Raw genomic sequence first — 12,209 nt, 5'->3', positions numbered from 1 at the left:
GATTGCCTAGTGGCGCGTGCCGGCCGGTATCAGTCGGTGGCGCTGATGACCCGGGATTTGGTGACCTGGGCCGGCGCAAAATGGCAGGTAAAGGTGCTGCCATGGCCCGGCACGCTGCTGATTTCCATCCGCGCGCGGTGGCGCAGCAGCACGTGTTTGACGATCGCCAGGCCGAGCCCCGTACCGCCGGTGTTGGAGTTGCGGCTGGAATCGACGCGGTAGAAGCGTTCGGTCAGGCGCGGCAAGTGTTTGCTATCGATGCCGATGCCGGAATCCTGCACGCTCAGGTGTGCGCCTTGCTCATCACCCCACCAGCGGATGCGGATATTGCCTTCGGCCGGTGTGTATTTCACCGCGTTGAACACCAGATTGGAAAACGCGCTGCGCAACTCGGCTTCGCTGCCCTTGAGCAGAATTGTCGGATCGGCTTCCAGGGTGATCTTCTGATTGCGCTGGGCGGACAGTTGCTGAGCGTCGCTCTTGATCGATTGCAGCAAGCCGTCGATGGCCACCGGCTGGTTGTCCGACGGGTAATCGGTGGCTTCCAGTTTGGCCAACAGCAGCAAGTCGTTGAGCAAGGTCTGCATGCGCCCACCTTGCTGCTGCATCTGCTGCAAGGCACGGGACCAGCGCGGGTTCACGTCCTCGACGTTGTCGAGCAGGGTCTCCAGGTAGCCGCAAATCACCGTCAGCGGCGTGCGCAGTTCATGGGAGACGTTGGCGATGAAGTCTTTGCGCATCTGTTCCAGTTGATGGATACGCGTCACGTCGCGCACCAGCATCAAGTGTTCGTTGTTGCCGTAGCGGGTGATGTACAGCTGAATGCGCAGGCGATCATTGATCGGTGACGGGATTTCCAGCGGCTCGGCGTAGCTGTTCTGCTCGAAGTATTCCTTGAAGCGCGGATGGCGGACGAGGTTGGTCACCGGCTGGCCACTGTCTTGCGGGGTCTTGAGGCCGAGCAGGGTTTCGGCGGCGCGGTTCCACCATTCGAGGTTGCCGTCGCTGTCGAGCATGATCACTGCGTCTTTCAGCGCGGCAGTCGACTCCTGGACCCGATCGATCACTGCTTGCAGGCGCCCACGCACACGTTGGTCGCGACGTTGCAGGTGGTAGATGCTGTCGAACACTTCGCCCCACAGGCCATAGCCATCGGGCGGTGCCTCATCGGGTTTGTGCAGGCGCAACCATTCGTGCAGACGCAGCAGTTGCTTGAGCGTCCAGGCCAGGTAAAGGCCCAGGCCCGCGGCGAGGCTCCAGCCGTAGTAGCCGGTAATCAGGCCGATCACCAGGCAACCGGTCACCAGCAAAAGCATGTGGCGGATCAGGGTGCCATGCCAGTTTTGGTTCACTTGAACGCGCGTCCTTGTCAGCTTGTCGGGCGGGAAAGGTCCGGATCAGGCCTTGGTGGAGAACCGATAGCCGGTGCCGCGCACGGTTTGTACCAGATTTTCGTAAGCATCACCGAGGGCTTTGCGCAGGCGGCGGATGTGCACGTCGACGGTGCGCTCTTCAACATAGACGTTGCCGCCCCAGACCTGGTCCAGCAACTGGCCACGGGTGTAGGCACGTTCCTGGTGGGTCATGAAGAATTGCAGCAGGCGGTATTCGGTCGGGCCCATCTCGGCGGGTTTGCCGTCGATGGTCACGCGGTGGCTGATCGGGTCCAGCAGCAGGCCGCCGACTTCGATCGGCGTCTCGCCATCGGTAGGACCGGCACGGCGCAGCACGGCTTTCAGGCGCGCGACCAGCTCTCGTGGTGAAAAGGGTTTGGTGATGTAGTCATCGGCGCCGACTTCCAGGCCCTGGATCTTGTTGTCCTCTTCACCCTTGGCGGTGAGCATGATGATCGGGATGTCCCCGGTCAGCTCATCGCGCTTGAGGCGTCGGGCCAGCTCGATGCCGGACGTGCCGGGCAGCATCCAGTCGAGCAGGATCAGGTCCGGCTTGCGGTCGACAATGATGGCGTGGGCCTGCTGCGAGTTCTCAGCCTCCATGCAGTCATAGCCGGCCATTTCCAACGCAACGGCGATCATTTCGCGAATGGGCGCTTCGTCGTCGACGATCAGAATGCTCCTGCCAACCATGCCTTTAATCCTCTTGTCATTTAACTGTCTTGCGCCGCATTAGATAACGGAATTATTGCAGTCGTGTGACAGTATTTTAGTCGCCCGGCGATTGTCATGATCCTGAACTAAGCTCTAATTCCGAATCCTGACAACCACAAAAGGAAGGTTTCCATGAAACACATTGCTCAAACCTGGAAGGCGCTGCTGGTCACGGCTGCGCTAACGCTGCCGACACTGGCCTTCGCCGCCGACCCGGCGATGATGAAAGACGGGATGATGGTCGATCATAAGGGCATGACGGTGTACACATACGACAAGGACTCTGGCGCTAAGTCGATGTGCAACGGCGAGTGCGCTGAATACTGGCCGCCAATGATGGCGCCGGCGGGCGCCAAGCCCGAAGGCAAGTGGAGCACGATCAAGCGTGACGACGGTAAGATGCAGTGGGCCTATGACGGCAAGCCGCTTTACACGTTCATGAAGGACAAAAAACCCGGTGACATGGCAGGCGACAATATGAAGGACGTCTGGCACGTCATGCGCGAGCATAAGTAAGCGATTCGCTTAAGGCTGCCGCAGAGTTGTAGCCCTGTAGCAGCTGACGCAGCCTGCGTCCGGCTGCGCAGCAGTCGTAAAGCCTGCTCACGCGGTATCTCTGATGAACTGCGGGCTCAGGATTTACGACTGCTGCGCAGCCGGACGCAGCCTTCGGCAGCTGCTACATAAAGCGTGTCAGTCAACGCAGCGCGTAATCCAGCACAATCCCGACAAAAATCGCCAACCCGGCCCAATGGTTGTGCAGAAACGCCTTGAAGCAACGCATCCGGTCCTTGCCGCGGGTGTACCAGAACTCCCACGCAAAACAGCCCGCCGCCGCCAGCAACCCGAGGTGGAACCAGCCACCGAGCTCGAATTTCGACCCGGCCAGCAGCAGGCAACCCAACGCCAACCCTTGCAGCGTCAGGATGATCACCCGATCCGCCTCGCCAAACAGAATCGCCGTGGATTTCACCCCGATCTTCAAGTCGTCGTCGCGGTCGGTCATGGCGTAGTAGGTGTCGTAGCCCACCGTCCACAGCAGGTTCGCGATCCACAGCAACCACGCCGCCGCCGGCAGTTCACCGGTTTCGGCGGTGAACGCCATTGGCATACCCCAGGAGAACGCCGCGCCCAGCACCACTTGCGGGTAATAGGTGTAGCGCTTCATGAACGGGTAAGTGAAGGCCAGCGCCAAGCCACCGAACGACAGCCAGACCGTGGCCGCATTGGTGCACAACACCAGCAGGAAACTCACGCCCATCAGCAGCGCGAAGAACACCAGCGCTTCTTTGGAGCTGATCTTGCCGCTCACCAATGGCCGCTGTTCGGTGCGTTTCACGTGGCCGTCGACCTTGCGATCCGCCCAGTCATTGATCACGCAGCCGCCGGCGCGGGTCAGCACCACGCCCAGGACGAAAATCACGATGTTGGCCAAGGAAGGCGACCCCTTGCCGGCAATCCACAATGCCCACAGCGTCGGCCACAGCAGCAGATAAATGCCGATCGGTTTGTCCATGCGGGTCAGCTGAATGAAATCCCAGGCCCGTGGATTCAAGCGATTCAGGGACTTGAGCAGGCTCTGATACATCAGCAGTTCTCCGGATGGGCGCGGGTAGCGTTCCACAAGGTCGGCAAGAAAATTTCGGCCACCAGCACGCTCAAGGCGCCGCGGTCGAAACGCGAACGGCGGCCCCACAGTTCAGGTGCCCGGGACTCCATCGGCAGCCACTCCTGAGGATAGTGACAAACCTGAATGGCGCGCCGTTGGAACGCCTGATCGCAAAACAGCAATTCGCCAAGGGAGCGGCTGCCCAATTCGTCCATGTGCAATCCGTCGCCCTGCAATGCACTGCGCGCTGCCACGCTGCGCGCAAATACCCAGGCTTCGCCGTGGCCGCGCAGATACACCTCGCGAACCCAGCCTTCGCTGCCTTCGGCCAGGTCCAGCGCGGCACATTCGTCGGCGCGCAGCGGTTGCCAGCCTTCGAAGAGAGGCGTGACGCTGAAGCCGTCATTCGACAAACGGATCAGCCGTCGGGTCAAAGAGCCTTCATCGAACAGCCAGTCAAGGGTAGACGTGTCGGGGAGGGGCGTCAGTTGGCTTCGAGGGAGCCAAAGCGGGGGCGCTGCAGGGGATTTTGAGTGCGGCACAGTGAGTCATTATTGGCAGCAAATGAGGCGGCGAGCTTACCATGTCAGCCTGTGATTTTGATTGATCCGGCCGGCCATTGCGTCGAACAGGCTTGCATCTGCCGGGCCCGATCAGTACAAAACGCGCTGAGCCGGACGGCAGCGCTCCAATCATCGACCGTTCGCGCCGGCAAAAGCCTGAATCTTGAGGATGAACCCAATGAAAAAGTGGCAATGTGTGGTCTGTGGCCTGATCTATAACGAAGCCGAAGGCTGGCCGGACGACGGCATTGCGCCGGGCACACTGTGGCAAGACGTGCCGGAAGACTGGCTGTGCCCGGACTGCGGCGTGGGCAAAATGGATTTCGAAATGATCGAAATCGCTGCTTAAAACAATTAGAGGAGTAAGGAATGAACGCACCTGTCGTGATCGTCGGCACCGGGCTGGCTGGCTACAACCTGGCCCGGGAGTTTCGCAAACTCGATGGCGAAACCCCGCTGCTGCTGATTACTGCCGATGACGGACGCTCCTACTCCAAGCCGATGCTCTCCACCGGCTTCGGCAAAAACAAAGACGCCGACGGCCTGAGCATGGCCGAACCCGGCACCATGGCCGAGCAGTTGAAGGCCGAAGTGCGTACGCACACGCGCATCAGCGGCATCGACCCGGGCCACAAGCGCTTGTGGATCGGTGAGGAAGCGGTGTTTTATCGTGACCTGATCCTCGCCTGGGGCGCAGAAACCGTACGAGTGCCGATCGAAGGCGACGCAGCTGACGCCGTTTTCCCGATCAACGATCTGGAAGATTACGCGCGTTTTCGCGCAGCGGCGGCGGGCAAGCGTCGGGTGTTGCTGCTCGGCGCCGGTCTGATCGGCTGCGAGTTCGCCAACGACCTGATCCTCGGCGGCTACGAGGTGCAACTGGTTGCACCGTGCGAGCAGGTGATGCCGACCTTGCTGCACCCGGCGGCGGCCGCTGCGGTCCAGGCCGGGCTGGAAAGCCTGGGCGCACGCTTCCACCTCGGGCCGGTGCTCAATCGCTTGCAGCGCGTTGCTGACGGACTGGAAGCGCATCTGTCCGATGGCCAGGTGATCCCTTGCGATGTGGTGGTGTCGGCCATTGGCCTGCGTCCGCGCATCGACCTGGCGGCGGCGGCCGGTGTGCAGGTCAATCGCGGCGTGGTGGTCGATCGCCACCTGAAAACTTCCCACGCCAATATCTATGCCTTGGGCGACTGCGCCGAAGTCGATGGGCTGAATCTGTTGTACGTGATGCCCCTCATGAGCTGTGCGAGAGCGCTGGCCCAGACCCTCGCCGGAAACACGACGGCGGTGAGTTATGGCCCGATGCCCATCACCGTTAAAACGCCGGTCTGCCCCTTGGTGGTTTCACCGCCACCACGGGGTTTGGAGGGCGTCTGGACAGTCGAAGGGCAGGGCGCGGACATCAAGGTATTGTGCCGCGATGCCAGCGGCAAACTGCTGGGTTATGCCCTGACAGGCGCGGCGGTGATGGAAAAACTGGCCCTGAACAAAGAGCTTCCGGCACTGCTGGCGTAAATACCGGTCGTTCTGTCGGAATCACCCCTCTTTTGCCCATACAAAGGTCGCGCCGAGACTGGCGCGGCTCTTCGCTGCGTGCCATCCTCACTCCCGTCTGCCGCAGAGTAGAGCATCTGCGGCGCTTTGGGCGCTGTTCCAACGAGAACAGCACGGACATAACAACAAAAAACCGTCAAAGGGGCTTCACTAATGCGTAAACCAGAACTCGCCGCTGCAATTGCTGAAAAAGCAGACCTCACCAAAGAGCAGGCCAACCGCGTTCTCAACGCCGTTCTCGAAGAAATCACCGGCGCTCTGCACCGCAAGGACAGCGTTACGCTGGTGGGCTTCGGTACCTTCCTGCAACGCCACCGCGGTGCCCGCACCGGCAAAAACCCGCAAACCGGTGAGCCCGTCAAAATCAAGGCCAGCAACACCGTTGCGTTCAAGCCAGGCAAATCGTTGAAAGACAGCGTTAATCCGTAACACGCACCGACTTCCCGCGTAGCGGGTGAGCGGGATAAAAAATGGGCACGCCAACATGGTTGGGTGCCCATTTTTTTATGGGTGGCGGATTAAATGACGCGGCTTTGTTGCTTGGCGAAAATCGCCGCCATCTCCGGCTCATCCAGATAATCCAGCGTTCGCTCCACCAACAAATGCACGCCGTCGGCCATGCGGCTGAGCGCCAGGGCTACGGAGCGGCGGGAACCGTCCACATCGTCGGCGAGGTTGGCGGCGATGGCGCTGATGGACAGCAAATCTTCCGAGGCATTGGCGAGAAGGGTTTCAGGGTGGATGCCCGAGCAGACGCTGAAGAGCTGGCCGTTGCGTTTTGGTGGTTTGGGGTCGGCTGGCGGGAAGTGATGGTTGAGGGCGCGCTCGGCGGCTTCGTTGAGTTTGTTTGAATCGGGGCTTTCGTAGGGAGAGACCGGATCTGTGTCCGGCGGATTTGGAGTTACCTTGAACATGATCTTCAATTCCTTGAATGATGCTGACAACACTTCGCCGACTAAACGAAGGGGTGGCAGCTGTACGCAGGTTAGTCGGACCGGGGAATTGAAGAAGCCGGCGCACCCGAAGGTGCCCTACGCACAGCCACCATCAAACTCAGGTACGAATACCTGTCTGACGGATGCTCATGCATCTTCAATTACCAGCGAGCGACTAAACCCGATCACTGATGGGCAGTGACAGGAACCAAGTTACCGACCGCCCCCAAGGCGCACAAGCCGGCGGATTCTGGCGTAGCCGTAGGCAACGGCGCAAGGTGTTGTAGCTCTCAGGAAGTAACCTTGAAGTGTTTTAAACAAACGCGATCGAGCGGTGTTTAATCATCGTAAATGTAGGTACTCCTTAAATCCGGTATGAAATTTCCGCGATACCGAAAGTTCCATTGTGGAACTTTGTTTTTTGTATGGGCTGCCATCATTATGATGGCACTTTTTATTCGGGCTGTTGTCGCTCCCATTTTGTTGAAAGATGACAGCGACTTTCGGAAGCCTCCTACATTTAATAATTTTTATTTTGGTCATGATTCAGACGCGTGGCAGCGATTCAATCGGCAGCGACCACGGGTGATTGACAGCGATGGCTCTAAGCCGGTGCTTTCCGATCGATACGCTGGGTGAGGAAACATTAAACTGATATCAGGGAATCCCTTGCAATATATAAGGAGATCTCCTACGGGCAATAGAGACACTTCGTCTTGTTGTTTAACCAGATGCTTGCTAGTGGCCATCATCGTGAGTACGATGCGCGCACTTGAAAGAGCACGAACTCAATTGGATGAGACTCATCGCAGCTCTTTGATTCTGTCTCGCGTCGTTGGAATTCCAATAGACGTATGACTGTAATCCTAATTAAAGGCCATGGATGTCCTACTCAAGCAAACTTTCCGCTCATTACCTCGAACTCGCAAAAGCCTCTGTTTCCAAAGAGAATTTCGCGGGCGAGGACGTTCGCTTTTCGAGCGAATATGAGGCGCTGGAAAGCGAGCTGGGCAAAGCCCAATCCATGCACGAAAGCGGTCAGATCGACTGGCTGAAAATCCGCGAAAACAGTGAAAACCTACTGCGCACCCAGTCCAAGGACTTGCGGGTTGGTGCCTGGCTGACTTGGGCCCTGTACCAGCGCGAATCCTTCCAGGGGCTGCTGGCCGGCCTCGGTTTGCTGCACTACCTGTGCGAAAGCCACTGGGCCGAAGTCCACCCGAACAAGGCCCGCACCCGCTCCGCTGCCATCAGTTGGTTGGTACCGCGTCTTGAGCAGGTACTGACCGAAAACGTCGCAATCAAAGAGCAGTTGCCGATGTTCCGGCGGCTGGTCGAACACCTTGAAGGTCTCGATGCCGCTTGCACCGAGCACTTGGGCGACGATGCGCCGTTGCTGCTGCCGATCTCCCGCCGCCTGAAGAACATGGTCCAGCGTGCCGCCGACAATCAGCCGGAACCTGGCGTCGTCGGCGCAGCGGTGGCTCAGGTCAAACAAGCCGCCACGCAACTGTTCACCCCCGGCGCACCCATCGACAACGAAAAAGAAGCCCATAAAGCCCTGCGCGCCCAGCAGGAAAGCGCGCGGCCGTTGTGTGCCTGGTGGCTCAAGCAGAAAGCCACCGACCTGCGCGCGTTGCGCCTCAATCGCACACTGTTGTGGTTGCCCATCGACGCGGTGCCCGAGCGCAACGCTGAGCAGATCACCGTTCTGCGCGGGTTGCCAGCCGACAAGCTCAAGGCCTACCAGGACCGTTACGACCAGGCCAAATACGCTGACCTGCTGGTGGAATTGGAGGCGAGCCTGGCGAAGGCGCCGTTCTGGTTCGATGGCCAGCGAATGGTTTGGGAGTGCCTCCAGGGGCTCAACGCCGAGATGGCTATGCGCGAAGTGGAAATCCACTTCGCGCTTTTGATTCAGCGCCTGCCCGGCATCATCGAATTGCGATTCCATGATGGCGCCCCGTTTGCCGATCCGGCCACCCGCGCCTGGGTCAGCGCCCACGTCATGCCGCACCTGCAAAGCGCCAGTGCGCCGCGCAAGGTCGAAGTCGCTGACAGCCAGCCGGCCTGGGAACTGGCCCTGGAAGAAGTCTTGCCGATCCTGCGCAAGGACGGCCTCAAGGCCGCCGTGCAGATCCTCAAGCAAGGCCTGCAAAGCGCCCAAGGCGGACGCGTCCGGTTCTTCTGGCAGTTCGCCCTCGCGCGGTTGTGCTTCATGGCCAAGAAATACGAACTGGCCAGGACCCAACTCGAAACCCTGGACCAAACATTACAGGACTCAGGCCTGAACGCCTGGGAGCCCGATCTTGCGCTGGAAGTGCTGCATTTACTGCATAGCTGCTGCGAGTTGTTACCGCAGAACCATGCCGTACGTGAACGCAAGGAAGAGATTTATCGCAGGCTGTGCCACCTCGATCTCGAAGTGGTACTCGAATAGGCCCCCGGGCCACAACCGCAAGGAGAATAGCCATGGCCAAAGAAGGCTCGGTAGCCCCCAAGGAACGCATCAACGTCACTTTCAAACCTGCCACCGGTGGTGCTCAGGAAGAGATTGAACTGCCGTTGAAACTACTGGCAATCGGTGACTACACCCACCGCAAGGACGAACGTAAAGTCGAAGATCGCAAGCCGATCAGCATCGACAAGATGACCTTCGACGAAGTGCTGGCCAAACAAGAGCTGCAGCTGACGTTGAGCGTACCGAACCGTCTTCAGGAAGAAGGCGACACTGAAGAATTGGCCGTGAAACTGCGCGTCAACTCGATGAAGGACTTCAACCCGGCCAGCCTGGTCGAGCAAGTGCCTGAGCTGAAAAAACTGATGGAACTGCGCGACGCGCTGGTGGCCCTCAAAGGTCCGCTGGGTAACGCGCCTGCGTTCCGCAAAGCCATCGAAGGCGTGCTCGCCGACGACGAATCCCGCGGTCGTGTACTGGGTGAGCTGGGCTTGAACGCCGCAGCCCAGGACGCCTGAGTCTCCATCAGCCAAGGAAGCCAACACAATGAGCACTAGCGCAGCACAGCAAAAGAGCAAAGAGAACGGCGAATACAGCATTCTCGACAGCATCATCGCCGAAACCCGCCTGACGCCGGACGACGAAGCCTACGACATCGCCAAGCGTGGTGTGTCGGCCTTCATCGAAGAGCTGCTCAAGCCGCAGAACAACGGTGAGCCAGTCAAGAAGGCCATGGTTGACCGCATGATCGCCGAGATCGACGCCAAGCTCAGCCGTCAGATGGACGAAATTCTGCACCACCCGGCGTTCCAGTCCCTGGAGTCGTCGTGGCGTGGTCTGCAGTTGCTGGTCGACCGCACCAACTTCCGCGAAAACATCAAGATCGAAATCCTCAACGTCTCCAAGGACGACCTGCTGGACGACTTCGAAGATTCGCCGGAAGTGATGCAGTCGGGCCTGTACAAGCACATCTACACCGCTGAATACGGTCAGTTCGGTGGTCAGCCGGTTGGCGCGATCATCGCTAACTACTTCATGTCCCCAAGCTCGCCGGACGTGAAACTGATGCAGTACGTGTCCAGCGTTGCCTGCATGTCCCACGCGCCGTTCATTGCCGCGGCCGGCCCGAAATTCTTCGGCCTGGAAAGCTTCACCGGTCTGCCGGACCTGAAGGATCTGAAAGATCACTTCGAAGGCCCGCAATTCGCCAAATGGCAGAGCTTCCGCCAGTCGGAAGACTCCCGTTACGTTGGCCTGACCGTGCCGCGTTTCCTGCTGCGTAACCCGTACGATCCGGAAGAAAACCCGGTCAAATCGTTCGTGTACAAAGAAACCGTCGCCAACAGCCACGAGCACTACCTGTGGGGCAACACCGCCTACGCGTTCGGCACCAAGCTGACCGACAGCTTCGCCAAATTCCGCTGGTGCCCGAACATTATCGGCCCACAGAGCGGTGGCGCGGTTGAAGACCTGCCGTTGCACCATTTCGAAAGCATGGGCGAAATCGAAACCAAGATTCCTACCGAGGTTCTGGTTAGCGACCGTCGTGAATACGAACTGGCCGAGGAAGGCTTCATCTCCCTGACCATGCGCAAAGGCTCCGACAACGCGGCGTTCTTCTCCGCCAGCTCGGTGCAGAAGCCGAAGTTCTTCGGCATCAGCGCAGAAGGCAAGGCAGCAGAGCTGAACTACAAGCTCGGCACCCAACTGCCGTACATGATGATCGTCAACCGCCTGGCTCACTACTTGAAAGTGCTGCAGCGCGAGCAACTCGGTTCGTGGAAAGAGCGCACCGACCTCGAGCTGGAACTGAACAAGTGGATCCGCCAGTACGTGGCCGACCAGGAAAACCCAAGTGCCGAAGTCCGTGGCCGTCGTCCACTGCGCGCTGCCCAGATCATCGTCAGCGATGTTGAAGGCGAGCCTGGCTGGTACCGCGTCAGCCTGAACGTGCGCCCGCACTTCAAGTACATGGGTGCCGATTTCACCCTGTCGCTGGTTGGCAAGCTGGACAAAGAGTAAGCGGAGCTAACTCATGACTGGATACGGCAGCCTTTTCGAACGCCTGGGTGGCGACGCGGACAAACGCGTCGGCTGGAGCCGCGAGGTCTCCGCCATGGCGTCCGTGGCTGCCCATCTGGCCAAGATGCTCAGCACCCGTGCGGGCAGCGTGCAAACGCTGTCCGATTACGGGCTACCCGATCTCAATGACATGCGTCTGAGCCTGCACGACTCCCTGAGTCAGGCCCGTCTGGCCATCGAAAATTTCATCGAAGCCTACGAGCCACGCCTGAGCAATGTGCGTGTCATTTCCCTGCCGCGTGATCACGATCAGCTTCGCCTGTCCTTCAGCATCGAAGGCTTGCTGGAAGTTGATGGTTTCAAGCGTCAGGTCAGTTTCGCCGCGCGCCTGGATGGCAGCGGTCAAGTGAAGGTCAACTAAGGAGACTCCGATGTCCGGCAAACCCGCAGCCCGCGTATCCGACCCCACCGCTTGCCCGCTTCCCGGTCACGGCACCAACCCGATCGCCGCCGGTTCCGGCGACGTCTTCTTCGACGGCCTCGCGGCCGCCCGCCAAGGCGATGCCTCGGCGTGTGGTGGTGCGATGTCGGGCGGGTTGGCGACGACCGTTTTGATTAACGGTAAACCGGCGGCGACTGTGGATTCTGTCGGGACCCATGGCAACAAGGTTACGGCGGGTTCCGGGACGGTGATTATCGGGAATTCGCATTCGCCGGTGCCGTTTGTGGCGCCGTTGCCTCTGAACATTTTTGGGTTCGACGTTCGAGTTCAATTGATGGATCAAGCATCTGGAACGCCGCTCAAGAATGTCTCGTACATCGCCACGCTTGAAGATGGCACAGAGGTTCACGGTAAGACCGATGCGGCCGGATTTTCGAAAGCACTCGGCAAAAAAGCTCAATCACAAAACGTCCAGTTCTCGGTTAAACCGAACTGGCTGCTAAAAGGGGAGTGAG

The 12,209-nt window shown here is 59.3% G+C and carries 14 protein-coding genes; 9 read left to right on the top strand and 5 right to left on the bottom strand.

Features of this window, described 5'->3' with window-relative positions:
• Window positions 1-29: 29 nt before the first annotated feature.
• Window positions 30-1,316 (bottom strand): phosphate regulon sensor histidine kinase PhoR, encoded by a 1,287-nt coding sequence (gene phoR, locus AC3IUE_RS31970; protein ID WP_236713220.1) that lies wholly within the window; start codon window positions 1,314-1,316, stop codon window positions 30-32.
• An 81-nt stretch (window positions 1,317-1,397) separates the two neighbouring features.
• A complete protein-coding gene (gene phoB / locus AC3IUE_RS31965; RefSeq protein ID WP_046045002.1) occupies window positions 1,398-2,087 on the bottom strand; it encodes a phosphate regulon transcriptional regulator PhoB in 690 nt (229 codons plus the stop codon).
• 153 nt (window positions 2,088-2,240) lie between these two features.
• Between phoB and AC3IUE_RS31960 the strand changes: the two genes are divergently transcribed.
• A complete protein-coding gene (locus tag AC3IUE_RS31960; RefSeq protein ID WP_462000253.1) occupies window positions 2,241-2,624 on the top strand; it encodes a COG4315 family predicted lipoprotein in 384 nt (127 codons plus the stop codon).
• A gap of 181 nt (window positions 2,625-2,805) precedes the next feature.
• On the opposite strand, the gene ubiA is transcribed toward AC3IUE_RS31960, so the two are convergent.
• Together ubiA and AC3IUE_RS31950 are read right to left on the bottom strand one after the other, a co-directional pair.
• Window positions 2,806-3,696: a 4-hydroxybenzoate octaprenyltransferase gene (gene ubiA / locus AC3IUE_RS31955; RefSeq protein WP_056738620.1), complete on the bottom strand. Its 891-nt coding sequence runs from the start codon at window positions 3,694-3,696 to the stop codon at window positions 2,806-2,808.
• Window positions 3,696-4,259, bottom strand: a complete 564-nt coding sequence (locus AC3IUE_RS31950; RefSeq protein ID WP_056738622.1) for a chorismate--pyruvate lyase family protein — start codon at window positions 4,257-4,259, stop codon at window positions 3,696-3,698. The genes ubiA and AC3IUE_RS31950 overlap by 1 nt, the downstream gene beginning before the upstream one ends.
• Before the next feature lie 199 nt (window positions 4,260-4,458).
• Here AC3IUE_RS31950 and AC3IUE_RS31945 point away from each other — a divergent pair, with 199 nt between their 5' ends.
• From AC3IUE_RS31945 to AC3IUE_RS31935, 3 genes are all read left to right on the top strand, one after another.
• Entirely contained in the window at window positions 4,459-4,629 is a 171-nt protein-coding gene (locus AC3IUE_RS31945) for a rubredoxin (protein ID WP_046045006.1), read from the top strand.
• Window positions 4,630-4,649: 20 nt separating this feature from the next.
• A complete protein-coding gene (locus AC3IUE_RS31940; protein WP_056738624.1) occupies window positions 4,650-5,798 on the top strand; it encodes an NAD(P)/FAD-dependent oxidoreductase in 1,149 nt (382 codons plus the stop codon).
• A 192-nt stretch (window positions 5,799-5,990) separates the two neighbouring features.
• Complete coding sequence (locus AC3IUE_RS31935) at window positions 5,991-6,266, top strand: HU family DNA-binding protein (protein ID WP_003213368.1); 276 nt, start codon at window positions 5,991-5,993, stop codon at window positions 6,264-6,266.
• A gap of 89 nt (window positions 6,267-6,355) precedes the next feature.
• Here the strand turns inward: AC3IUE_RS31935 and AC3IUE_RS31930 are convergent, their stop codons facing one another.
• The gene (locus AC3IUE_RS31930) at window positions 6,356-6,751 is read right to left on the bottom strand and encodes a DUF6124 family protein (RefSeq protein ID WP_489264694.1); all 396 of its coding nucleotides are present in this window, start codon (window positions 6,749-6,751) and stop codon (window positions 6,356-6,358) included.
• Between the two features lie 904 nt (window positions 6,752-7,655).
• On the opposite strand from AC3IUE_RS31930, the gene tssA reads away from it, so the two are divergent.
• Genes tssA through AC3IUE_RS31905 form a run of 5 tightly spaced genes read left to right on the top strand, consistent with a single transcriptional unit; the run spans window position 7,656 to window position 12,208 of the window.
• Window positions 7,656-9,212 (top strand): type VI secretion system protein TssA, encoded by a 1,557-nt coding sequence (gene tssA / locus AC3IUE_RS31925; protein ID WP_462000248.1) that lies wholly within the window; start codon window positions 7,656-7,658, stop codon window positions 9,210-9,212.
• A gap of 32 nt (window positions 9,213-9,244) precedes the next feature.
• Window positions 9,245-9,748, top strand: coding sequence for a type VI secretion system contractile sheath small subunit (gene tssB / locus AC3IUE_RS31920; protein WP_046045012.1), 504 nt, complete (start codon window positions 9,245-9,247; stop codon window positions 9,746-9,748).
• A gap of 28 nt (window positions 9,749-9,776) precedes the next feature.
• Window positions 9,777-11,252 carry a type VI secretion system contractile sheath large subunit gene (tssC, locus tag AC3IUE_RS31915; RefSeq protein WP_046053879.1) on the top strand — a complete coding sequence of 492 codons (1,476 nt, stop codon included), beginning with the start codon at window positions 9,777-9,779 and terminating at the stop codon, window positions 11,250-11,252.
• 13 nt (window positions 11,253-11,265) lie between these two features.
• On the top strand, window positions 11,266-11,673 hold the full coding sequence (gene tssE / locus AC3IUE_RS31910; protein WP_008150080.1) for a type VI secretion system baseplate subunit TssE: 408 nt from the start codon (window positions 11,266-11,268) through the stop codon (window positions 11,671-11,673).
• A gap of 10 nt (window positions 11,674-11,683) precedes the next feature.
• Entirely contained in the window at window positions 11,684-12,208 is a 525-nt protein-coding gene (locus tag AC3IUE_RS31905; protein WP_489264690.1) for a PAAR domain-containing protein, read from the top strand.
• Window position 12,209: the final 1 nt, after the last annotated feature.

The sequence above is a fragment of the Pseudomonas sp. GL_093 genome, from assembly GCF_057837605.1.
The sequence above is the reverse complement of the archived record's forward strand: the minus strand, read 5'-3'. Positions and strand labels throughout refer to the sequence as shown.

Coding starts and splice junctions, on each gene's coding strand:
- tssA (WP_462000248.1), top strand. CDS start 7,656: ATGTCCTACTCAAGCAAACTTTCCGCTCATTACCTCGAACTCGCAAAA.
- AC3IUE_RS31935 (WP_003213368.1), top strand. CDS start 5,991: ATGCGTAAACCAGAACTCGCCGCTGCAATTGCTGAAAAAGCAGACCTC.
- tssE (WP_008150080.1), top strand. CDS start 11,266: ATGACTGGATACGGCAGCCTTTTCGAACGCCTGGGTGGCGACGCGGAC.
- AC3IUE_RS31945 (WP_046045006.1), top strand. CDS start 4,459: ATGAAAAAGTGGCAATGTGTGGTCTGTGGCCTGATCTATAACGAAGCC.
- tssB (WP_046045012.1), top strand. CDS start 9,245: ATGGCCAAAGAAGGCTCGGTAGCCCCCAAGGAACGCATCAACGTCACT.
- ubiA (WP_056738620.1), bottom strand. CDS start 3,696: ATGTATCAGAGCCTGCTCAAGTCCCTGAATCGCTTGAATCCACGGGCC.
- AC3IUE_RS31940 (WP_056738624.1), top strand. CDS start 4,650: ATGAACGCACCTGTCGTGATCGTCGGCACCGGGCTGGCTGGCTACAAC.
- AC3IUE_RS31960 (WP_462000253.1), top strand. CDS start 2,241: ATGAAACACATTGCTCAAACCTGGAAGGCGCTGCTGGTCACGGCTGCG.
- AC3IUE_RS31905 (WP_489264690.1), top strand. CDS start 11,684: ATGTCCGGCAAACCCGCAGCCCGCGTATCCGACCCCACCGCTTGCCCG.
- phoB (WP_046045002.1), bottom strand. CDS start 2,087: ATGGTTGGCAGGAGCATTCTGATCGTCGACGACGAAGCGCCCATTCGC.
- tssC (WP_046053879.1), top strand. CDS start 9,777: ATGAGCACTAGCGCAGCACAGCAAAAGAGCAAAGAGAACGGCGAATAC.
- AC3IUE_RS31930 (WP_489264694.1), bottom strand. CDS start 6,751: ATGTTCAAGGTAACTCCAAATCCGCCGGACACAGATCCGGTCTCTCCC.
- phoR (WP_236713220.1), bottom strand. CDS start 1,316: ATGCTTTTGCTGGTGACCGGTTGCCTGGTGATCGGCCTGATTACCGGC.